This window comes from Amycolatopsis sp. cmx-4-61, from assembly GCF_046548775.1.
Lineage (GTDB): Bacteria > Actinomycetota > Actinomycetes > Mycobacteriales > Pseudonocardiaceae > Amycolatopsis.
Genome location: NZ_JAEBEI010000032.1, coordinates 49494 through 68957, shown reverse-complemented (window position 1 = coordinate 68957; position 19464 = coordinate 49494). Strand labels below are relative to the sequence as shown.

General features: G+C 72.1%; 18 protein-coding genes and 1 pseudogene. 7 read left to right on the top strand and 12 right to left on the bottom strand.

The window, feature by feature from the left end; all coding sequences use genetic code 11:
• Nucleotides 1-131: 131 nt before the first annotated feature.
• The 4 genes from ACLJOU_RS44770 to ACLJOU_RS44755 all read right to left on the bottom strand — a co-directional run bounded on the left by ACLJOU_RS44770 (nucleotide 132) and on the right by ACLJOU_RS44755 (nucleotide 4290).
• A complete protein-coding gene (locus tag ACLJOU_RS44770; protein WP_410575375.1) occupies nucleotides 132-1274 on the bottom strand; it encodes a family 2 encapsulin nanocompartment cargo protein terpene cyclase in 1143 nt (380 codons plus the stop codon).
• 10 nt (nucleotides 1275-1284) lie between these two features.
• Complete coding sequence (locus tag ACLJOU_RS44765) at nucleotides 1285-2136, bottom strand: geranyl diphosphate 2-C-methyltransferase (protein WP_410575374.1); 852 nt, start codon at nucleotides 2134-2136, stop codon at nucleotides 1285-1287.
• A 230-nt stretch (nucleotides 2137-2366) separates the two neighbouring features.
• A complete protein-coding gene (locus tag ACLJOU_RS44760; protein WP_410575373.1) occupies nucleotides 2367-3914 on the bottom strand; it encodes a multicopper oxidase family protein in 1548 nt (515 codons plus the stop codon).
• Nucleotides 3907-4290 (bottom strand): hypothetical protein, encoded by a 384-nt coding sequence (locus tag ACLJOU_RS44755; RefSeq protein WP_410575372.1) that lies wholly within the window; start codon nucleotides 4288-4290, stop codon nucleotides 3907-3909. Before ACLJOU_RS44755 ends, ACLJOU_RS44760 begins: the two co-directional genes overlap by 8 nt.
• A gap of 76 nt (nucleotides 4291-4366) precedes the next feature.
• On the opposite strand from ACLJOU_RS44755, the pseudogene ACLJOU_RS44750 reads away from it, so the two are divergent.
• Together ACLJOU_RS44750 and ACLJOU_RS44745 are read left to right on the top strand one after the other, a co-directional pair.
• Nucleotides 4367-4963 (top strand): annotated as a pseudogene (locus tag ACLJOU_RS44750) (LysR family transcriptional regulator); the annotation flags it as partial.
• 52 nt (nucleotides 4964-5015) lie between these two features.
• A complete protein-coding gene (locus tag ACLJOU_RS44745) occupies nucleotides 5016-5249 on the top strand; it encodes a LysR substrate-binding domain-containing protein (RefSeq protein ID WP_410575371.1) in 234 nt (77 codons plus the stop codon).
• Here ACLJOU_RS44745 and ACLJOU_RS44740 read toward each other — a convergent pair.
• The 5 genes from ACLJOU_RS44740 to ACLJOU_RS44720 form a co-directional block, all read right to left on the bottom strand.
• Complete coding sequence (locus ACLJOU_RS44740) at nucleotides 5218-6048, bottom strand: carbohydrate ABC transporter permease (protein ID WP_410575370.1); 831 nt, start codon at nucleotides 6046-6048, stop codon at nucleotides 5218-5220. The two genes, ACLJOU_RS44745 and ACLJOU_RS44740, sit on opposite strands and share 32 nt — an antisense overlap.
• Nucleotides 6045-6950 carry a carbohydrate ABC transporter permease gene (locus ACLJOU_RS44735; protein WP_410575369.1) on the bottom strand — a complete coding sequence of 302 codons (906 nt, stop codon included), beginning with the start codon at nucleotides 6948-6950 and terminating at the stop codon, nucleotides 6045-6047. The genes ACLJOU_RS44740 and ACLJOU_RS44735 overlap by 4 nt, the downstream gene beginning before the upstream one ends.
• Nucleotides 6947-8281, bottom strand: a complete 1335-nt coding sequence (locus ACLJOU_RS44730) for an extracellular solute-binding protein (RefSeq protein WP_410575368.1) — start codon at nucleotides 8279-8281, stop codon at nucleotides 6947-6949. The genes ACLJOU_RS44735 and ACLJOU_RS44730 overlap by 4 nt, the downstream gene beginning before the upstream one ends.
• A gap of 59 nt (nucleotides 8282-8340) precedes the next feature.
• Nucleotides 8341-9453 (bottom strand): DUF3152 domain-containing protein, encoded by a 1113-nt coding sequence (locus ACLJOU_RS44725; RefSeq protein WP_410575367.1) that lies wholly within the window; start codon nucleotides 9451-9453, stop codon nucleotides 8341-8343.
• Between the two features lie 1054 nt (nucleotides 9454-10507).
• Nucleotides 10508-11515 (bottom strand): polysaccharide deacetylase family protein, encoded by a 1008-nt coding sequence (locus ACLJOU_RS44720; RefSeq protein ID WP_410575366.1) that lies wholly within the window; start codon nucleotides 11513-11515, stop codon nucleotides 10508-10510.
• A 195-nt stretch (nucleotides 11516-11710) separates the two neighbouring features.
• Between ACLJOU_RS44720 and ACLJOU_RS44715 the strand changes: the two genes are divergently transcribed.
• Nucleotides 11711-12652, top strand: a complete 942-nt coding sequence (locus tag ACLJOU_RS44715) for a hypothetical protein (protein WP_410575365.1) — start codon at nucleotides 11711-11713, stop codon at nucleotides 12650-12652.
• Nucleotides 12653-12803: 151 nt separating this feature from the next.
• On the opposite strand, the gene ACLJOU_RS44710 is transcribed toward ACLJOU_RS44715, so the two are convergent.
• Together ACLJOU_RS44710 and ACLJOU_RS44705 are read right to left on the bottom strand one after the other, a co-directional pair.
• Nucleotides 12804-13274 (bottom strand): hypothetical protein, encoded by a 471-nt coding sequence (locus ACLJOU_RS44710; RefSeq protein WP_410575364.1) that lies wholly within the window; start codon nucleotides 13272-13274, stop codon nucleotides 12804-12806.
• A gap of 1587 nt (nucleotides 13275-14861) precedes the next feature.
• Complete coding sequence (locus ACLJOU_RS44705; RefSeq protein ID WP_410575363.1) at nucleotides 14862-15230, bottom strand: WGxxGxxG family protein; 369 nt, start codon at nucleotides 15228-15230, stop codon at nucleotides 14862-14864.
• Between the two features lie 278 nt (nucleotides 15231-15508).
• Here ACLJOU_RS44705 and ACLJOU_RS44700 point away from each other — a divergent pair, with 278 nt between their 5' ends.
• From ACLJOU_RS44700 to ACLJOU_RS44690, 3 genes are all read left to right on the top strand, one after another.
• Nucleotides 15509-15850 (top strand): hypothetical protein, encoded by a 342-nt coding sequence (locus ACLJOU_RS44700; protein WP_285990500.1) that lies wholly within the window; start codon nucleotides 15509-15511, stop codon nucleotides 15848-15850.
• Between the two features lie 301 nt (nucleotides 15851-16151).
• Nucleotides 16152-16526, top strand: coding sequence for a hypothetical protein (locus tag ACLJOU_RS44695; RefSeq protein ID WP_410575362.1), 375 nt, complete (start codon nucleotides 16152-16154; stop codon nucleotides 16524-16526).
• Between the two features lie 324 nt (nucleotides 16527-16850).
• Nucleotides 16851-17204, top strand: coding sequence for a hypothetical protein (locus tag ACLJOU_RS44690; protein WP_410575361.1), 354 nt, complete (start codon nucleotides 16851-16853; stop codon nucleotides 17202-17204).
• 53 nt (nucleotides 17205-17257) lie between these two features.
• Here the strand turns inward: ACLJOU_RS44690 and ACLJOU_RS44685 are convergent, their stop codons facing one another.
• Nucleotides 17258-18268, bottom strand: coding sequence for an AI-2E family transporter (locus tag ACLJOU_RS44685; protein ID WP_410575378.1), 1011 nt, complete (start codon nucleotides 18266-18268; stop codon nucleotides 17258-17260).
• A gap of 215 nt (nucleotides 18269-18483) precedes the next feature.
• On the opposite strand from ACLJOU_RS44685, the gene ACLJOU_RS44680 reads away from it, so the two are divergent.
• Nucleotides 18484-19425 (top strand): glycoside hydrolase family 43 protein, encoded by a 942-nt coding sequence (locus ACLJOU_RS44680; RefSeq protein ID WP_410575360.1) that lies wholly within the window; start codon nucleotides 18484-18486, stop codon nucleotides 19423-19425.
• Nucleotides 19426-19464: the final 39 nt, after the last annotated feature.

Below are 19464 nucleotides of genomic sequence, written 5' to 3'. Positions count from 1 at the left end.
GGAGGAGATGCCCTGCATCTGCGGGACCGACTTGGTCGTCGTGGCCAGCGTCCGGGCCGCCGCCCGCCCCAGGCTCGACGGTGCCTGCTCGGATTCCACCGGGTCGGTGACAGTCACAGCGAAAACCCCTATCAGTGGTAGCGGGGATTGGTGGCGTGCCAGGTGAAACCGCCACCCATCCAGGAACGGACACCCACGAGGAAACGCTGCAGCTCCGGCGACGGCACCGCCATCAGGTCCCGGTGGCCGTCCTCGAACTCGTGGACGATCTTGTTGTGCAGTGCGACGGTGGCCTCCACCGCCTCGTCGACCGGGCAACCCCGGTCGGCGGCGATCTGCAGCACCATGTTGCAGACCGGTTTTTCGTCGGCGGCGTCCTTGGCCACCGAGTGCAGGTCGTTGACCAGCACCGACGCCGTCCCGGCCCGCATCAGCGCCTCGCGCACCCGCGGGTCGTAGTAGAACGGCGCGGCCAGCTCGTAGCCGCCGACGGCGTCGACGAGGGTCATCGACGTGTAGAAGCTGTCGTGCTGACGGGCGGCCAGGTACTCCCACGCCGGCGGGTAGCGCCCGGTGTGGCGCCACGCCGCGTAGGCGTCCCAGCTGACGAACATCGAGAACGTGGCGTAGCAGACGCGCTGCACGAGCACCGGGGAGCCGTGCCGGCCCAGGTGGCCGATCGCCGAGTGCAGCCCGACGAGGATCGGGTCGCTGCGCAGGGCCTCTTCCAGCGGGGCGGTGAACTCCCCGGCCGGGGCGACCGGGTCCATGGCCGCCATCACCAGCGCCAGCCGCGGCGGGAGCTCGGTCGGGGCCGCGCCGAGCGTGCTGTCGTCGGCGTAGTAGTCGTCGGCCGCCCACCAGACCGCGTTGAGCTGCGCCGCGACGAGCAGCCGGTCCGGGTCGTCGCAATCGGCGTGGGCCAGCATCGCCAGCCGCCCGAACCCGGCCCCGGCGATCTGCTCCAGGCCCTTGCCGGTGAACCCGCAGCCCTCCGCCCAGGTGACCAGCCGGCGGTCGACCTCCGCGGCCAGGCCGTCGTCCACGCGGCCGACGACCGGGCAGTACAACGGCGACGCGCTGCCGTCACCCCACGGCAGGTACGCGTACGCCGGGTCCTGCCCGGGCGACGGCGCGAACTGCGTCGCGATCCGCGCCGCCGACGTCCCGAGCCCGAACGGCGCCGCCGGCAGCCCGCCGGTGATCCCGGGGTTTCCGATGGTCCCGGTGTTCCCGATGTTCCACTGTGGACAAGTGGTGCTCTCCCCGATCACCCCGCCCGCCTCAGACGCGGTCGGCGGCGATCAGCAGGTAGTGGAAACTGCCTTCGCGGTAGGCGGTCAAGAACGGCTTTTCGACGCCGGTGGCGACCGACGACTTCTCCCGCAGCTCCCAGTAGGGGATCGTCGCCGCGGTCAGGTCGACGACGTTGATCGGCACGAACCCGTTGGCCGCCAACGCTTTGAAGTAGTCGCCGCGGGCGTGGATGTTGCAGATGTAGTGCTGGTCGATCTGGCTCACCGCCCGCGACCGGCCGCCCGTGACGTCGTTGTAGCACCCGGTGATCGTCACGTACCGCCCGCCCGGCTTGAGCTGCCGCGCGTGCTCGGCGAACAGTTCGTGCAGGTCGACGTACATCGTGCTCTCGTTGTTCCAGATGGCCTGGAAGGACCCGGATTCGAAGCCGGTGTCGAGCATGTTCCGCAGGTGGTAACGCACCGAGCCGTCGATCCCGCGCTGCCGCACGTGTTCGTTGGCGAAGCCGACCTGCTGCTCCGAAATGGAGATCCCGTCGACCTGGCAGCCGAACCGCAGGTGGGCCATGACGCTCGTGCCGCCGCGGCCGCAGCCGGCGTCGAGCAGCCGGTCCTCCGGCGTGATCGGGCCCAGGTGGTCGAGGAGGACGTCCGCCTGCGCGGTTTCGAGCCGGTGCATCTCCGCGATGATCGCCTCGTCGCGCGTGGCGGCCGGGGCCTCGAGCACGGCCGGGTCGTAGTCGCCGAGGCCGTAGTGGTGGTGGTAGAGGCCGTCGACGTCGCCCAGGCGGAGGTTCACCGGATCCTTCTCCGCGTTCCAGTAGTCGGCGACCGACTGCTGGTACGCGGTCCGGGTCACGGGCTTCTCGAGAGCGGTCATCGATTGAACTCCTCGTCGTTTCCTTGGCAGGCAAGGGATCCCTCCGGGCTTCCCTCACCGGAAACGCTAGTGGCGGGAGTTTCACAGGGACAAGAAGCTTCACCCCTGCTCCGCTGTCGTGGCCCGTCCGGCCCAGTGGGACTCGTGCCGCAGGTGGTCCGTCCCGGGTCACCGCCCCTCGTCCGAGACCGTGAACGCCTCGACCGGGTGACGAAGCGCGACAGCGCGTGTCAGATGATTTCGAGGTTCGCCATCATGCCCATGTCCTCGTGTTCGGCGTTGTGGCAGTGGAAGAGGTAACGGCCGCGGTAGCCGTCGAAGCGCGTTATGATCTCCACCGCTTCCCCCGGGCGCAGCGAGACGGTGTCCTTGAGCCCGGCGTCGTGCGGCAGCGGCGGCCGCCCGCCGCGCGAGCGCACGCGGAAACCCGCCAGGTGCAGGTGGACCGGGTGGTGGACGTCGGCGACGAGCCGCCACACCTCGACGTCCCCGAGGGACACGGTGACATCCGTGCGCGCCGGGTCGAACGGCCGCCCGTCGATCAGCCAGCCGTGCCCGCCGCCGGTCCGCCCGGCGCGGAAGGCGAAGTCGCGCACCCGGACGGGCCGGTCCCAGGACGGGAGATCCGCCGACAGCACCCGGGGAACGCGGCTGTCGTCCCGGGCGCGGCGCGCGACCCGGAAGGCCATCACCTCGGCGGTGCGCCCCGACCCCAGCCGGTTGCGCAGCCGGACCCGGCCGCCGACCGGGACGCCCGCGAAGTCGACGACGACGTCGTGGCGTTCGGCCGGCCCGACCGGCAGGGCCGCGTGGGTGACCGGCGCGGCGAGCAGCCCCTGGTCGGCGCCGACCTGGACGAGGGGGAGCGGCCGGCCGTCGTCGGCGACCGCCTCGAGTTCGTAGTGGCGGGCGTTCGACGCGTTGAGGATCCGCAGCCGGTAGCGGGCCGCGTCGACCTCGTGCACCGGCCACGGCGCGCCGTTGACCAGGATGACGTCGCCGAGCACCCCGCCCGCGAAGCTCTCCCGCACGCCCGGCCGCTCCCGCAGCGTGCCGTCGACCGACGGGTAGTCGAGGCTGCCGTCGGCGGCGAACGCGCGGTCGGTGATCAGCAGCGGCAGTTCCCGCGGGCCCGACGGCAGCCCGAGTGCTTCTTCGGCGTCGTCGCGCACGATGTGGAGCCCGGCGAGGCCGTGCCAGAGCGCCGGAGCCGTGAAGTCCATCCGGTGGTCGTGGTACCACAGCAGCGCCGGCCGCTGGTCGAGCGGGAACGTGTAGCTGCGGGTGAGGCGCGTCCGGACGGCCCGCGGGTCGGGCATGGCGTGGTGGCCCGCCGTCCAGCCCGCGGGCAGCACCAGGTCGGTCGGGTAGCCGTCGGAGTCCGCCGGCGTCCGCCCGCCGTGCAGGTGCACCACGGTCGGCACGGGCAGCTCGTTGCGGTGGGTCACGGTGATCGCCCGGCCCCGGCGTGACTCGATCGTCGGGCCCGGGAACGTGCCGCCGTAGGTCCACATCGGTGTCCGGATCCCGGGCAGGATCTCGACTTCCGCGACGCGCTGGGTGATTTCGTAGCGGCCGGGGGCCACCGGCGCCAGCGCCGCGGGCACCGGCAGCGGCACTTCGAACGGGGGCGGCAGCGGTACGGCGCTGCGGAGTTCGGCGCCGGTGACCGGGGGCCGCCGGGCCAGCGCGGCCGCCGTGGACAGCCCGGCGGCGGTCAGCAGCCCGAAGGCGCCGCCGAGGCGCAGCACCTGGCGGCGGGACAACCCGTCACGCATCGACGACCCCCCACGACCGGCGCCACAGGGCGAGGACCAGCACGACCAGCCCCGCGAGCGTCAGCACGCCCAGCGGCAGGTGCAGCCACAGCGCACCGTCCAGGCCGGCGAAGTACTGGGCCGTCTCCGCGGCCACCACCGCTGTCGTGGCGAGGCACGGCCACGCCCGGCGGAGCCGGACCCAGACCACGACCGCGACGACCAGCTGCACGTAACCGAGCGACGTGACGACGTCGGCGCCGGTCGCGTGCAGCCGCAGGCCGTCGTAGTCGCCGCTCAGGTACACCCCGGCGAACACCGGCTGGCCGGCGATCGCCACCAGGTGCGCGGCCGCCACGCCTCGCAGGGCCCAGCTCGTTTTCCCGCTTTTCTCCACACTTCGAAGCTATGACTGCGGCGCTATCGTGTCTAAGATCGATATCGCTATGGCGTTATGACGCGGAAGGCATGACGTGGACCTGGGATCGCTGCGGCAGTTCCTCGTGGTGGCCCGGCTGGAACACCTCAGCCGGGCGGCCGAAGAGCTGCGCGTCGCCCAGCCGTCGCTGAGCCGCACGATCGCGCGGCTGGAGGCCGAGCTCGGCACGCCGCTGTTCGACCGGGCCGGCCGGCTCCGCCTCAACGACGCCGGCCGGCTCTTCCGCGGCTACGTCGAACGTGCCCTCGGGGAGCTCGACGCGGGGCGGCGCGCGGTCGCCGACGCGACGGGTGAGGGCTTCGGCACCGTGCGGCTGGCGTCGGAAACCTTCCTCACGCTCACCCGGCCGCTCGCCGCGTTCAAGCGGGCCCACCCGGACGTCGAGGTGGGCCTGCACCAGCTGCCCGCCGACGCGATGGCGCGGGCCCTGCGGGCCCACGAGATCGACCTCTGCGTCGCGTCGCAGCCGATTCCGGACGAGGGCCTGACCGGGAGCCGGCTCCTCGACGAACCCGTGCTGGTGGCCGTTCCGCTCGGGCACCGGCTGGCGGGCCGCACCTCGGTCGTCGTCGACGACCTCGCCGGGGAGCCGTTCGTCACCGCCCGGCCGGGACACTGGCACCGGCGGCTGCTCGACCGGCTCTTCGCCGCCCGCGGCCTGACGCCGAAAATCGTCTTCGAGGGTGACGAATCCGGGCGCCATCCAGGAACTCATCGGCGCGGGGCTCGGCATCGGGCTCAACCCGGCGATGGCCCGCGGCGTCGCCGCGCAGGTGCCGGTCCGCTGGATCCCGGTGGACAGCCCGGACTGCCGGCGCACCCTCACCCTGTTCTGGGCGGCGGGCGACCGCCTGCCGGCGGCGGCCCGGCTGCTGCGTGCCACGCTCACCGGGTGGGCTTGGGACTCTCCGTCGTGATCCCGGCGAGGAACTGCCGCTGCGCCAGGAAGAACACGATCAGCAGCGGCACGGTCGTGATGACGCTGCCGGCCAGCACGATCTCCCACCGCTGCTCGCCGGCCTGGCCGAACTGGTCCGACAGCGCCTTGAGCCCGCGGGGCAGCGTGTACAGCGCCGGATCGCGCAGGTAGATCAGCGGCTTGAGCAGGTCCGACCAGCTGGCCTTGAGCTCGAACACGAAACTGACGATCAGCGCCGGACGGCACAGCGGCACGGCGATGCGCCAGAAGAGCGTCCAATGGCTCGCGCCGTCGACGCGCGCGGCTTCGAACACCTCGCGCGGCAGGCCGAGGAAGAACTGGCGCAGCAGGAAGATGTAGAACGCGCTGCCGAAGAGGTTCCCCGCCCACAGCGGCACCTGCGTGTGCGCCAGCCCGGCGCTGTTCCAGATCAGGTACACCGGGATCATGGTGACCGCGCCGGGCAGCATCATCGTGGCCAGCACGAGGCCGAAGAGCGCGTTGCGGCCCGGGAACCGGAAGTAGGCGAAGCCGAACGCCACCAGCGAACTGGTCAGCGTGACGGCCACGGCCGCCGCGAGCGACACCACGACGCTGTTGAGCAGCCAGGCCGCCACGGGCGCGGCCTGCCAGATCTCGACGTAGTTGTCCCAGGCCCAGGTGCGGGGGAGCAGCACGTTGTCGAACACCTGCGCGCGCGGCTTCACCGACGCGCTCAGCAGCCAGACGAACGGGTAGAGGAACAGCACGGTCGCCGCGGCCAGTGCCGTCCACCGGACCACGCGCCGCGCCGTCACCGGTCACCGCCTTCGTAGTAGACGAACCGGCGGCTCAGCCGCACCTGCACCAGCGTGATCGCCAGGATCACGACGAACAGCAGCCACGCCATCGCCGAGGCGTACCCGAGGTGGAGGAACTCGAACGCCTGCTGGAACAGGTAGATCAGGTAGAACAGCGCGGCGTCGTTGCTGTAGGTTGCCGACGCCGCCGAACCGTAGAAGGCGGTGTAGGCCTCGTCGAACGACTGCAGTGCCGCGATGGTCTGGACGATCAGGGTGAAGAACAGCGCCCCGCTGATCATCGGGACGGTGATCCGCCGGAACCGCTGCCACGCCGACGCGCCGTCGAGTTCGGCGGCTTCGTACAGCTCCCGAGGCACCCCGCGCAGCGCGGCCAGGTAGATGATCACCGTGCTGCCCACCGACCACAGGTGCATGAGCACCAGCCCCGGCTTCACCCACGGCCCGTCGGTGCTCCACTGCGGCCCGTCGATCCCGACCAGCCCCAGCACGGCGTTGACCAGGCCGACCTGGCCGTTGAAGAGGATGAGGAAGAGCACGCCGACGGCGACCTTCGGGGTGATCTCGGGCAGGTAGAACACCGTGCGGAAGAACCCGGCCGAGCGGCGGCCCGCCCGCGTGAGCAGGGCGGCCAGCGCGAGGGAGAACGCCATCGTGGCCGGGACCGACATCACGGTGTACACCAGCGTGTTGACCAGGCTCTTGCGCACGGCGGGGTCCTCGAGGAGCCGCTGGTAGTTCGTCCAGCCGACGGCGTCGGGCGAGCGCAGCGCGTCGTAGTCGGTGAAGGAGAGCACCAGGCTGGCGATCATCGGGACCGCCATGAAGACCACGAACCCGATCATCCACGGCGACAAGAAGGCGTAGGCGGCCCAAGCTTCCTTCGTGCGCCGCTTCACCGGTGCGCCGCCGCGGCGTCCAGCGCGCGCTGGGCTTCCTGCTGCGCTTGCCGCAGGGCGTCGGCGGGCCGCTGTTCGCCCGACAGCACCCGGTTGACGGCGTTCTGCCACGCCGTCTTGAACTCCGAGCCGGCCGGGGACGCCGGCATGGTGAAGGCGCTGTCCTGCGCCTGCAGGACCGTCCGGACCGCGGCGTCGAACGCCGGCCGGTCCTTCAGCTGCACGAGGCTGCCGAAGATGTCCCGGTCGGCGACGCGGTTGCCGGTGTAGACGCCGGTGAACGCCTTGCCGGCGGCTTTCCGTTTCTCCGCACGGGCTTTGGCGGCCGCGACCCAGCTCGGCGCGTCGGTCATCGTCTTGATCCAGGTGCAGGCCTGGTCCTTGTGCGTGCTGCCGGCGGGGATGACCCAGGCGCTGCCGGTGACCCAGTCGATCGGGGTGCCGGCGGTGTCGGTGAACGGCGCGGCGGAGACCCGCACGTCGGGGGAGTAGTTGGCGAGGACGTTGAGGTACCAGTCGTCCATCAGGGTGGCCGCCAGCTGCCCCTGCTTGAACGGGTTCTTCTCGCCGAAGAAGTCGAACGAATCCCGGAACGCCTTCACCGCGCCCCAGCCGCCCTGGACGTCGATCAGCGACTTGGCGTAGGTCAGGGCTTCGGCCAGCCGCGGGTCGTCGAGGTGCGCGGTGCGGCCGTCGTCGCTCAGCATCTGCACGCCGTTGGCCTTCGCCCACAGCGGGAGGAACTCGGGGATCTTCGGGTCGAACCCGATCCGCGACAGGGCGCCGTTCGTGCGGGTGGTCAGTTTCTGCGCGGCGGTGGTCAGCCCGGCCCGGTCGGCGGGGGTGATGTCCTGCGGGGTGAGCCCGCCCGCTTGGACGGCGGCGTCGTTGACCAGGAGGACGCGGTTGTCGTAGAACTCGGGCAGGCCGTAGACCTTGCCGTCGAGGGTGACTTCCTTCAGGGCCGCGGGCCGGTACTGGCCGACGTCGACGTGCTGCTTGGCGATGCAGTCGGTGAGCGGTTCGAGGGTGCCGCGGGCGGCGTAGGTGCCGAGCAGCTGCCGGTCGAGGTAGACGAGGTCGGGTGGGGTGTGCGAGGCGACGGCGGCCAGGAACTGCTGGGCGTCGAAGGCGCTGCCGCCGATCTTCACCGTGGCCGGCGCGATGGCCTTGCCCGCCAGGTCGGCCCGGGTGGTGGCGATCTCGTCGCCGAGGCCGAAGCCCATGGTCGTCAGGGTGGCCGCGGCGCCGGTGTCACCCCCGCTCCCGACGCCGCCGCACCCGGCGAGCAGCAGGACCACACCGGCACCGGCCAGAAGTTTCCGCACCATTGCGCACCCCTCCCAGAAGTAGCGGAGTGAGTACCCAGCGCGATGGCGGTCCAAACCATTCAGCTCGGCCAGGGGTTGGGGCGGCAGACGGCGCCGTCGGGCCGGACCTTGGTGGCCGCCCCGGGTTCGGTGCGGTTGAGGTTCGCGAGGTAGGTGTTGGAGAGCCCGAAGGTCTGCTGCATCATCACCGGCGCCGGCGCTCCGGGGGCCGGGCAGCCGACGTGGCCGAGGCCGAGCGCGTGCCCCATCTCGTGGTTGATGGCGTAGGTCCGGTAGCCGGCCAGGTCGCCGTCGTAGGAGTGGGCCCCGCGCAGCCAGCGGGCGAGGTTGACGACGATCCGGTGGTCGTGGGAGAGGCGGCACGAGGAGTCGAAGGGGATGCTGAAGCCGCAGAGGTCGGGGCGCCGCGCGGTCCCGGGAGTGGTGAGGCTGATCCGGACGTCGGGGTCGGCGTCCGCGGCACCGAGCCGCCGGAACGTCACGGCTCCCAGGCTGGTCCAGCCGCGCGGGTCGGCGAGGATGACGTCGACGTCGTGGTCGAAGGCGGGAAGGTCGACGCCGTCTTCGATTTCGACGGTGTAGGTGAGGAGCTTGTCCCCGGAGCCGATGTCGTGACCACCGCCGGGCACGACGTGCCAGGTTCCGGCCCCGGTCTCGGTGACCGGCACCCCGTCGGGCAGGGCGGCCGGCTCGGGCGCCGGTTCGGGGGCGCTGGTCCGGGTGGCGGGCAGGGCGGCGGCGACCCCGGAGATCCGCCGAGGCTGCGCGGCTTCCGGAGTGAGCAGCAGGGCAAGGGCAAGGGCAACGGCGAACACGAGCACGGCCGGCGGCCACCAGTCACCCTGAACGGGCGCGGCGGCCGCGGCCCGGGGCAGGGCAACGGCCGGTTCGGGCGCAGCAGCGGCGGCCCGCGGAACCCGCGGCGCGGGCGGCCCGACGGAGATCGCGGGCGCGACGGCGAGGGCCCGCGGCAGCCGGGGAGCCGGGGTTTCGGCTTCCGCCGGGTGCGTCGTTGCGGTCTCCTCGGATTCCGCCTTCGGCTCGGCCGGCGATTCCTGGGCGGCCTCGGCTGGGGTGCGTGGCTCGGGCCCGGGGTCCGGCGTTGCCGTGGCCGGGTGCGCCGCGCGGCTTGGCTCGGCTTGGGTCTCTGGGGAAGTTGGTGCAGGCGCCACGGTTTCTTCGGTAGAGGGGCGGCGCGTCGGGGCGGGGGTGGCTGCTGTGCTTTCGTCCGATGGCCACGACGCGGCGACTGATGCCGCTTCTTCGCTCGAAGGCCACCGCACCGGTGCATCTGGCTGGGTCGGGGCCGGGGTGGTCGACGCGGCCTCCGGCGCAGGGGCCGGTTGTTCGGTGAAGGGCCAGGTCTGCGGCACGGCAGTCCGGCTCGGGGCCGCAGCCACCTCTCCGTTCGGGCGCCACGGCTGCGGCGCAGGCTCCTCGCGCGGGGTCGCATGTGCCGGTGCCGGGTCTTCGGTGGAAGGCCAGGTCTGCGGCACGGCAGTCTGGCTCGAGGCCACGGTGGCCGCCGCGGCCTGGGGTGCGAGGCCCGGGGCCGGTTCTTCGGTCGAGATCCACGGCTGCGGCGCAAGACCCTGGCCTGGGGCGGCATGCGTTGGTGCCGCTTCTCCCGTGGAGGGCCAAGGTGGGGGCGCAAGGTCCTGGCTCGTTGGCGCGGTGGCCGCCGCGGCCGACAGTGCAGGGGCCGCGGCCGTTTCTCCGGTGGAGGGCCAAGCCTGTGGCGCGAGGGCCTGGCTTGCTGGCGCCGTGGCCGCTGGCGCAGAGGCCGCGGCCCCCTCTTCGTCCGGGTGCCACCGCTGCGGCGCAGCGTCCTCGCCCGGGGCCGCATGCGCAGGTGCTGCTTCTTCGGCATAAGGCCAGACCTGCGGCCCGAGAGTCTGGCTCGGGGCCGCGGTGGCCGCCGCGGAAGCCTCATCTTCGCCCGCCGGCGGCCGCACGGGTGCAGGCGCCTGGCTCGGGTCCGCCGGGGCCGCAGCCGGGGCCGCGGCCTGCGCTGGCGCCGCGGCTTCAGCCGACCTCCGCGGCACCGGCGGCGAGACCGGACCCGCCGCCGTCCGAGTCGCCGTCGCGCTCTCCTCGCCCTGCCGCGCCGGGGCCGGCCGGCCCGTCAAAGGCGGGATTCGATGCGTCCTCGGTGCTGCGTGGCCGGACTGTGCCGGGCGGCGTCGCGGCTGGGGGAGCCAGTCCACGCGCGCCAGTGGGTGGCGTTCAGTAGGCAAGGGCCACGCTCGCACACTCCGGCGCCACCGAGCCCTCGGACCGCGGGTACGACACCGTCGACGGGTCGCCGTCGGACGTGTAGCGGTGGCCCGTCGGGGAGTCCAGCTCGTCGAGCCAGTGGGACGATCCGTACTCCGCCTCCTTGCCCGTCGACTGCGAACGGATGCGGGGGATCGCGCCGGGTTCGAACTTCGCCGAGCACGGTGACGGCGCCGGGCCCGCGCCCACCAGCAGCGCGCCGCCGTAGGAATAGCCCGGGCCCTGCAGCGCCAGGTCCTTCCGGTGGGGACTGCTCCCGTACGGCAGGGCCAGCGTCGTCGGCCGGTAGCCCGGGACCGCCTGGCGGATCAGCGCGTCCTCCTCCGCGATCGCCGTCGTCACCGCGGCTTCCGTTGCCGTGCGCAGGTTCGTGTGGTGGCGCGTGTGGTTGCCGATCTCGAAGTGGTGCTCGGTCAGCCAGCGCAGCGCGCGCCCGTCCGGGTCGCCGCCGAACGGGTGCTCGTTGACGTACAGGCTCGCCACCGGGCGGAACCGCGGGTGCGCGGCCGCCACGTCCAGCAGGATGCGGATCGCCGTGCCCGCCTCGGGTTGCCCCTGCGGCGTCAGGCGGAACACGCTCGGGTCGCCGTCGTCGAACGTCAGGACCACCGGGTGCGCGCCCGCCGGGACGTCGAGCTTGCGGGAAACCAGTTCCGCCGTGGTGACCGGGACGTAGTCCTCGGCCGCGAGCCGCTCCAGCTCCGCGGTGAAGTCCGCGGGCGTGCGCTCGTAGACCGACTTCGGCTGCGCGACGAGACGGTGGTACATCAGCACCGGCACCCGGCCGAGCTCGTCCGCGCCCACCTGCCGGGCGGCCGCGGGCGTGATGCGGACCGGCGCGGTGGCGGGCGCCGGCCGCGGCGGTGCGGGCGCCGGGGCGACGGGTGCTTGGCCGCTGCAGGCCGCCAGGGCGAGGAGGGTCGTGAACCCGGCACCGAACCGGGAAAGGCAACGCATGCGGGGAAGTGTGCGTCCGGGCCGCCGCGGATGCGGGCCGGGCCACCGGGTCGGGTGAACCCGGGATCGCCTGCCACCGCTCGGAAAACCTCGGATCCGCAGGCCAGGACCACCTGCTCGAAAACCGATCACGCACGATCCGGTGATCCGCGGAAAACGCGTTTGCCGAAGATCACCGCTGGGTATTTCCCCGCGATGGTCCCGAAAAAGGCGGTCTTCGCCGAACGAACCTTCGATCGACGCCTGGTCCTCACCGCCGCTCTCGCGGGCTTCGCCACGAGTGCGTGTGGTGCACTGCAACGGGGGAAGGCGCTGGCTGTGCCGGCCCCGGCGGCCGTCGCCGCCGCGCCCCCGGCCCCACCCCCGAATCCGCTGGAGAAAAGCCTCCTCGTCGGCTTCTGCGGCGCCCCGGGCGCGAAGGCGCTCGGCCGCATGACCGGCGACCTCACGGAAGCGAGCCGGGCGCTGCGCCGGCAGATCCAGGCGTTCCCGGCGGGACGGCCGATCACCCCGGTCGTCGAGCTGATCGCCACCACCGTGCACCGCTCGCCGGGCGAGGACGGCATGTTCCGCAGCCGTTGCCAGGACGACACCGTGCGCGAGTACCTCGACGCCGCCCGGGCGCTGAAAGGGTTGCTGCTGCTGAACATCCAGCCCGGCCGCGCCGACTTCCTGCCCGAGGTCCAGGCCTACGAGCGCTGGCTGACCGAGCCCGACGTCGGCGTCGCGCTCGACCCCGAGTGGGCCGTCGAACCGGGCGTCATCCCGGGCAAGAAGTTCGGCCGGACGACCGGCGCCGAGCTCGACGGGGTCGCGCGGTACCTCGGGGCGCTGGCCGACGCGCACGGCCTGCCGGCCAAGGTGATGATCTACCACCAGGTCGCCGCGTCCGTCGTGCGCGAAGAGGAGGGGCTGCACGGCCACAAGGGCGTTTCGGTCGTCAAGGTCGTCGACGGGATCGGCTCGGCCGAGGCCAAGAAGGCGACGTGGAAGACGCTGATGAAGACGATCCCCGCGCAGGTGCGGCCGGGCTTCAAGCTGTTCTTCGACGAGGACACCCGCCGCGGCGCGGCCCTGATGACGCCGTCGGAGGTCATGGCGCTGACGCCCACCCCCGCCTACGTCGTCTACGAATAGGCCCCTGCGGTCGCGAAAGCCCGGTGCGGTCCGCCGCACCGGGCTTCTTCGTGTCCGCAGGGGACAGTCGGCTGTGGACGACGAAAGCCCGGCGCGGGAGGGGAACCGCGCCGGGCCGTCGCCGGCTTGTCCGTCCGGGGTACCGGCCGGCCTAGCCGACCGGGACGGGCAAACCGCCCAGAAGGTCGTTCACCAGCGCGGAAAGGCTGATCAGTACCCGCTGCAGCAGGGCGTTGAGCAGGGCCGACACCGGCGGCAGCGACTGCCGGGACGCCAGCTGGTCGGCCAGCTTGTCGACGCCCTGGCGCGCCTCGGCGGTGTCCTTCTGCGCCGTGGCCGCGCTGTCCTTGGCCGCGGCCTGGATCGTGTACCGCTTGCCCTGGGCCAGATCCGACAGCAGCGGGTCGAGGCGGGCAAGGGTGGCCTGCGTGCCCGGCACGTCGCCGTGGTCCGCCCGCGACGCCAGCTGGTCGCGCAGGCCCTGGACCTCCGCGGCCGCGCTGGTGGTGCTCGACGACCCGCTGCCACCAGGGCCGCCCGCCGTCGCCACACCCACACCCGTCAAGGTCACCGCGGCCGCGGTGACGAACACCGTGAGCGCTCGGGCAAGTGCACTTTTCATGTCGTACTCCTCCGGATTGTGCGATGCCGACTGCGATCATCGTGATCTCCGATCGGCGATAGCGCGAGCGATGTCCCTGTGTGTGCGGGACCGGTCGATTCCACACGGTGTACGGCCTCGCGAGTTGTCGGGAACAAACATCGACATCGCGTGAAGCGCCCGTTCGGCCGATTTGAGCGATGGTTACGTTCGGTAAGGCCACCACTCGTCCGTGGCGAGCGATTACCATCAATGGCTGAATCGCACGGCTTTTCTTCACCGAAGATGCGATCGGTGCCAGTTTCGCGTCAGACGGCATTCTCACCCGATCGTGAAGTTTCCTGAACGAAGGGATGGGTAACCAACGACGTTTGCCTGGCGTCGGGAAAGCCACTCGTACGTAGGGTAGGATGCGGAAACGCTTCTTCGCGCGGGAAGTGGTTGGCTAATCTGAGGGGCGGCCACGGGCCGGCTTTTCCGGTCGGCACCCGTGGCTCCTCGGTGCCGAGACCTGACAACCGGGCGCCATTCGGAGAGTAGAACGCAGAACGTCCCGACGCCGGCGGCGCCGGGACGTTCTGCGCGAAGAGGAGGGAATCGCGGTGCGGGGCACCAGGGTCACCCGGGAGCACGGCGGGCACCGGGTGCCTGGTGGTGGTGGCGTTCGGACGCCCGGAAGACGGCTGGTACGCGGCATCGGTGGTGCTCAGGAGAGTAGCGGGTGCGCCTGGGAGGCGCCCCGCGGCACGGCGGTGCTCCGGGATGCGGCGGGGAAGCGGGTGCGCGATGCACGTGCTGCTCCGGCGCGAGATGCGGACCGGTTGTGCGGTATGGGCGGTACCCCGGGCACACGATCCGGACGCGGTGTGCGGTATAGGTAATACCTCGGCGCGCGTCCGTGCTCAGGTGCGCGGCGCGGGCCGCTTGCGCGGTGAATGCGGTAGTTCGGCGCGCAGTGGTGGGGTTCGAGTGTGCGACAGGGCCGCTACTCCGGCGCGGTGCGGGCCGAGTGCGCGATAGGTGCAGTACTTTGCCGCGTAGTGGTGCTCGAGTGCGTTGTGAGGGCCGAGTGTGCGATACGTGCGGTACTCCGGCGCACGGCTGCGCTCAGGTATGCGGCGCAGGCAGTGTGCGCGACAGGCGCGACACTCCCGCGCACAGCCGTGCTCCTGTGGGTGGGGACCGTGTGCGTGGTGCGGACGATGCCCTGGCGCGCCGTGAGAATCCGTTGTGCGGTACGACCAGTGCTCCGACGCGCGGAGGTGTCCGGATGTGCGGCGGTGACCAGGTGCGCTTGGCGAACGGCACCCCCGCGTGCGGTGCCGACCCAGTGCACGACACAGACAACTCCGCCGCCCGGCCCGAGAACGAGAAATCCCCGCAGCTACCCGGCGAGCTCGATACCGCCGGCTCCCGAGAATCCGACCGGAGCCGCGCCCGGGACTCCGGCGGAAAGCCGTTGCACCGGATGGGTGGTGCTTCACCGTCCGGCCGACCGCGACCCGGTGGGGATCGGGTGTCGCGTGGCCGTCGCGCAGAGGTACCGGACTCGAAGCCGTTGGGCCATCCGGGTGGCCGTCGAAACTCCGGTGGGGACCGGTCCGGTTCTCAGACGCCCGGCGGGTTCCGCCGCGGGTCGGCCGGCGGGTACGCGTTCGCCGGGGGCTCGGGCGCCCCCGCGGCCGGGTATCCCGCCATCGCTCCCGGCTTCGGGCCGCGCCGCACCAGTCCCGCCAGGCCCAGCAAGCCGACCAGCCCGAGCAGGCCCCACAGGCCGTTGTCGTCGTTGTCGTCGTGGTTGGTGCCGCGGTTGTTGCCGTCATCGGTCTGCTGGTGCCACGCCGGTGCCACGATATCCGGTGCCACGATCTCCGGTGCCGTGATCTCCGGTGCCGCCGACGCCGGCATCGCCCCCGTCAGCGCGAACGCCGCGGCCGCGACACCCGCGCAGCACAGCTTTCCTGCCTGGTGCTTCATCTCGGTTCTTCCTTCCGGCCGGGAAATCGGTCCTCCGGCGCGTACCCCCGCAGCCGGAATCCACTCCTGCTGTCACGGGAACGGGCGAAGAAGTGTCCGCCCGGACCCGGATCGCACCGCGTTCCCGGCCTTTGTAGGATGGCTCCCGGTTCAAGACCGAGCCGTGCAGGGACGCGCCGCGGTGGCTCGTCCGCCTCCGGCCGTCCTTCCCCTTTTCTCAAGCGCAGCAGCGCATCCGAGCCGGGCCGTACCGTCCACTGCCGTGGACCGGGGGAGGAATGAACACTGAACTCGCCGTCGCGCCGCTCGGCGCGACCTACACACCACGCCTGATCTGCACCACCGGCGATCGCCTGATCCACCCGGCGGACGGCCGCAACGACCTCGCCAGGATCGTCGTGCGCTGGGCCCGCGCCTGGGTTCCCGAAACCTGGCCCGCCCGCCAGTACTTCGCCGCGCTGGGCATCGGTGACGACGAAAACCCGTGCTACCGCGACGAAGACGTCGTCGGCTGGCACCTGCTGCAGCCGCGGCCCGACTCGCTCGCCTGGCGGGTGCGGTCGGGCGAGATCGACGTGACCACCGCGCTCACGGCCGAAGCCGAGGCCTGGCCGGGATAGCCGATCCCCGCGAAAGAGCCCCGCGCCACCCGGTGCGGGGCTCTTTCGCGTCCCCGGAAACATTTCCCGCCGCACCAGCGATATACCCCGTGTCGGCCGGGAAGACGTTGGTGCGAAACAGAACTCGAACTTAACCCGATCGGATCACACCCCGCGTGGTCAGGGGCTTGCGGCACCCACACGATGGTGGAATGAAGTGGCAACCCCGTCCGGGCATCAGTACGTTTCCCCTCACACGGGGCGGGATACACACGTTCGCTGCCGTTCCGTGCTCCGAATACCGTTCACCGAGGAGCAATCCATGCTGAAGAAGATCGGGTTCGTCACGGCCGCCGCCGCGGCCGGTGCGTTCCTGGCCGCCGGCGTCGCCGCGGCCGACACCCCGGACGGGCACCACGGGCACCACCACGGTCACCACTACGGCGGCTACGACTACACCGGTCAGGTCGGCCTGGTGAACCTGAACAACACCGACGTGCTCCACAACGTCAACGCCACCCTCGGCCTGTGCGGCAACGACATCAACGTCCTCGGCGTCCAGGTGCCGATCCACGACTCGCTCAACGGCATCGGCGTGCCGATCCTCTCGCCGGGCGAGCACGAGGCCAGCGGCGAATCGCCCTACAACTGCGCCGCGAGCGGGCTGTCCGACGGCGGCACGGACCAGGGTCACTGAAAATCTCCGTGCCCGGAGCCGCCCGCGCGAGCGGAAGCCGGCTCCGGGCACGGTGCTGCGGCCGCCGGCACCGACGCCGCACCGCGCGCCCGGAAGAACGGACCGAGCGGCACACTCCGGTTCCGTGTTCCGGGCCCGTCACGACGCCGGACGGCGCCGACCCCGGGTGGGACCGGCCGCGACGCTGGAGAAGTGCGCCGGTCCCACCCGGCACGAGCGCACCACAACGGACTTTCCCGGGCCCGGCGGACTGAAGCCGGGCCCGTTTCTTTCCCCGTTCCCCCGCCGGATCGTCCGGCGGGAACCCAGAAGGAGTATTTTTCCGTGATCAAGCAGCTCGGCTTCGTCGCCACCGCCCTCGCCGCCGGGATGGCGGTGCTCGGCGGATCCGCGTCCGCGACCGATCTCAGCGTTGCGAACCACCCCGTCGACAGCACCGACCAGTTCGGTCTCATCGGCAACGTGCAGAACCTCGACCTGGTGCACAACCTGAACGTGGTCGGCGGCGTCTGCGACAACGACATCAACGTCCTCGGCGTCCAGGTGCCGATCCACGACTCCGCCAACGGCATCGGCGTGCCGGTGCTGTCCCCGGGCGCGCACGAGGCCGAGGGCGAGAGCCCGGACAACTGCGCTTCCGGTGAGATCGCCGACGGCGGGACCGCCCAGGGCAACTGACCCGGCCGGGTCGGACCGCCGCGCGGGGGAAGCACCCCGCGCGGCGGTTTTTCCTATGCCCGGTCGAGCCGGTGCACGGCCACTTCGCGCACGACCAGCAGCACCGCGGCCGCGACCGGCACCGCGACGAACGCGCCGACCACACCGAGCAGTTCGAACCCGAGCAGCACCGCGACGACGGTGACCAGCGCGGGGATCCGGACGGCGCGGCCGACGATCTTCGGCAGCAGCACGTAGTCCTCCAGCACCCGGTAGCCGACGAAGAAGCCCAGGGTCGCCAGCCCGACCGGCGCCGACACCGTGAGCGCGACGAGGCTGGTGCCGGCCCCGGCCGCCACCGAACCCGCCACCGGCACCAGGTCGAGGACGGCGACGAGCACGGCGAGCACCAGCGGGTAGGGCACGCCGAACACCGACAGCCACCCGAAGGTCGCCGCTCCGGCGATCAGCGAAACGACGAGGTTGCCGACGAGGTACGCGCCGACCTTCCGGAAGACCGCGTCGCCGATCAGGATTACCCGCGGCCGCCGCGACCGCGGCGCCAGCCGGTAGAGCGCGGTGCGGATCCGCGGGAAGTCGGCGACGAAGTAGGTGGCGAGCACCACGACGATCACCGCGTCGACGAGCAGCCCGGCGGCCGACTTCGCCACCTCGGACAGCCGGATCGACCGGACGGCGGCTTCAAGCCCGAAGGTTTCGTTGGCCTGGCCCAGCAGGGTGCTGTGGTCGCGCAGCAGGGTCAGGTACCGCGGAGCGCCGTTCTGCAACTGCGCCGCCTGGTCGGCCAGCGGAACGGCGGCCGCGGCGACGGCGCCGCCGAGGACGGCCAGGCCGGTCACGACGACCACGGCGGTGGCCAGCGCGCGGGGCATCCGGCGCGCGAGGCGCGCGGTCAGCGGCTCGAGGCCCACCGCGAGGAAGAACGCGATGCCGATCAGGAGCAGCGCGTCCGAGGCGGCGAGGATGACCTCCACGAGCGCGACTGTGACCACCACGCCCCCCGCCGCGAGCATCCCGGTGAAGAACGGCGTGCGGCGGTCGAGCGGTTTCCCCGGCGCACCCAGTGGCTTCTCCTGCCGGGCGGCCGCGCCTTCGGCCTCGCCGACGGGATGGCCGGCGCGGTAGGCCCCACGGCCGCTCGTTGTGTGCATGGGACGGTGGCTACCCGGTGCGGTACCGGCAAATCCACCCGATCGGATTACCGGGGCAAGTCCACGCTTCCTGGTGACGGCGTGCACCTGCCGTTGCCGGAGCCGTTGCGCTATCGGCAAAATCGCCTATGCGCTTCACCGATCTCCTGCTCGTTCCGGTCGTCGCCGTCGCCGCCGCGTTCGCGGTGGCCCCGGAAGCGGCGGCCGTCAGCGCGCCGCGGCTGCTCGTCAACCAGGACTTCCCCGACCCGGACGTCGTCAAGACGGCCTGGGGCTACTACGCGTTCTCGACGGGCACGAAGACGACGCGGATCCCCATCGCCACGGCGACGGCTCCGGAAGGGCCGTGGCGCGTCGGCGGCGACGCGCTCGCGGCGGTCCCCGCGTGGGCGAAGGCCGACGGCGGGTTCTGGGCACCGGACGTCACCCAGCTGGGGAACGGCACGTTCGTGCTGTACTTCGCGGCCGCGCAGACGGCCGGTGGCGAGATGTGCCTGGGCGCGGCGACCTCGGCGAAGGTGGCGGGACCGTACACGCCGGCCGGCGACCGGCCGCTGGTGTGCGAGCCGGCGGACCACGGGGACATCGACCCGCAGACGTTCGTCGACGCGGACGGGTCCCGCTACCTGCTGTACAAGAGCGACGGCGCGCCGACCGGGCCGCCGGCGGCGATCTGGGCGCAGAAGCTGCAGGCCGACGGGCGCACCCTCGCCGGCCCGCGCACCGAGCTGCTCCGGTCCGACCTCGCGGGCGAGAAGTCGGTCGTCGAGGCGCCTTCGGTGGTGAAGACCGCGTCCCGCTACCTGCTGTTCTATTCCGCGGACACGTTCGAGAGCACGGGCTACCACACGGGTTACGCGTCCGCGCCCACCCTGGGCGGCGCGTTCGTGAAGGCGGACAACCCGTTCCTGTCGACCACCCTGCTCGGCGGCAAAGTGGACGCCCCGGGTGGCGCCGACGTGGTGGACGGCCACATCTACTTCCACGGCTGGCTCGGCGGCGGCCGCACCGCGCGCGGCTTGTACGAGCTGCCGATCACCTTCCCGGGTGACGCGCCACAACTGGGCTGACGGGTGTCACCCACCCGGGTAACGCTCCGGTTGGGCGGC

Coding starts and splice junctions, on each gene's coding strand:
- ACLJOU_RS44760 (WP_410575373.1), bottom strand. CDS start 3,914: ATGCGTGACGGGTTGTCCCGCCGCCAGGTGCTGCGCCTCGGCGGCGCC.
- ACLJOU_RS44720 (WP_410575366.1), bottom strand. CDS start 11,515: ATGCGTTGCCTTTCCCGGTTCGGTGCCGGGTTCACGACCCTCCTCGCC.
- ACLJOU_RS44765 (WP_410575374.1), bottom strand. CDS start 2,136: ATGACCGCTCTCGAGAAGCCCGTGACCCGGACCGCGTACCAGCAGTCG.
- ACLJOU_RS44695 (WP_410575362.1), top strand. CDS start 16,152: ATGCTGAAGAAGATCGGGTTCGTCACGGCCGCCGCCGCGGCCGGTGCG.
- ACLJOU_RS44705 (WP_410575363.1), bottom strand. CDS start 15,230: ATGAAGCACCAGGCAGGAAAGCTGTGCTGCGCGGGTGTCGCGGCCGCG.
- ACLJOU_RS44680 (WP_410575360.1), top strand. CDS start 18,484: ATGCGCTTCACCGATCTCCTGCTCGTTCCGGTCGTCGCCGTCGCCGCC.
- ACLJOU_RS44700 (WP_285990500.1), top strand. CDS start 15,509: ATGAACACTGAACTCGCCGTCGCGCCGCTCGGCGCGACCTACACACCA.
- ACLJOU_RS44710 (WP_410575364.1), bottom strand. CDS start 13,274: ATGAAAAGTGCACTTGCCCGAGCGCTCACGGTGTTCGTCACCGCGGCC.
- ACLJOU_RS44730 (WP_410575368.1), bottom strand. CDS start 8,281: ATGGTGCGGAAACTTCTGGCCGGTGCCGGTGTGGTCCTGCTGCTCGCC.
- ACLJOU_RS44715 (WP_410575365.1), top strand. CDS start 11,711: ATGGTCCCGAAAAAGGCGGTCTTCGCCGAACGAACCTTCGATCGACGC.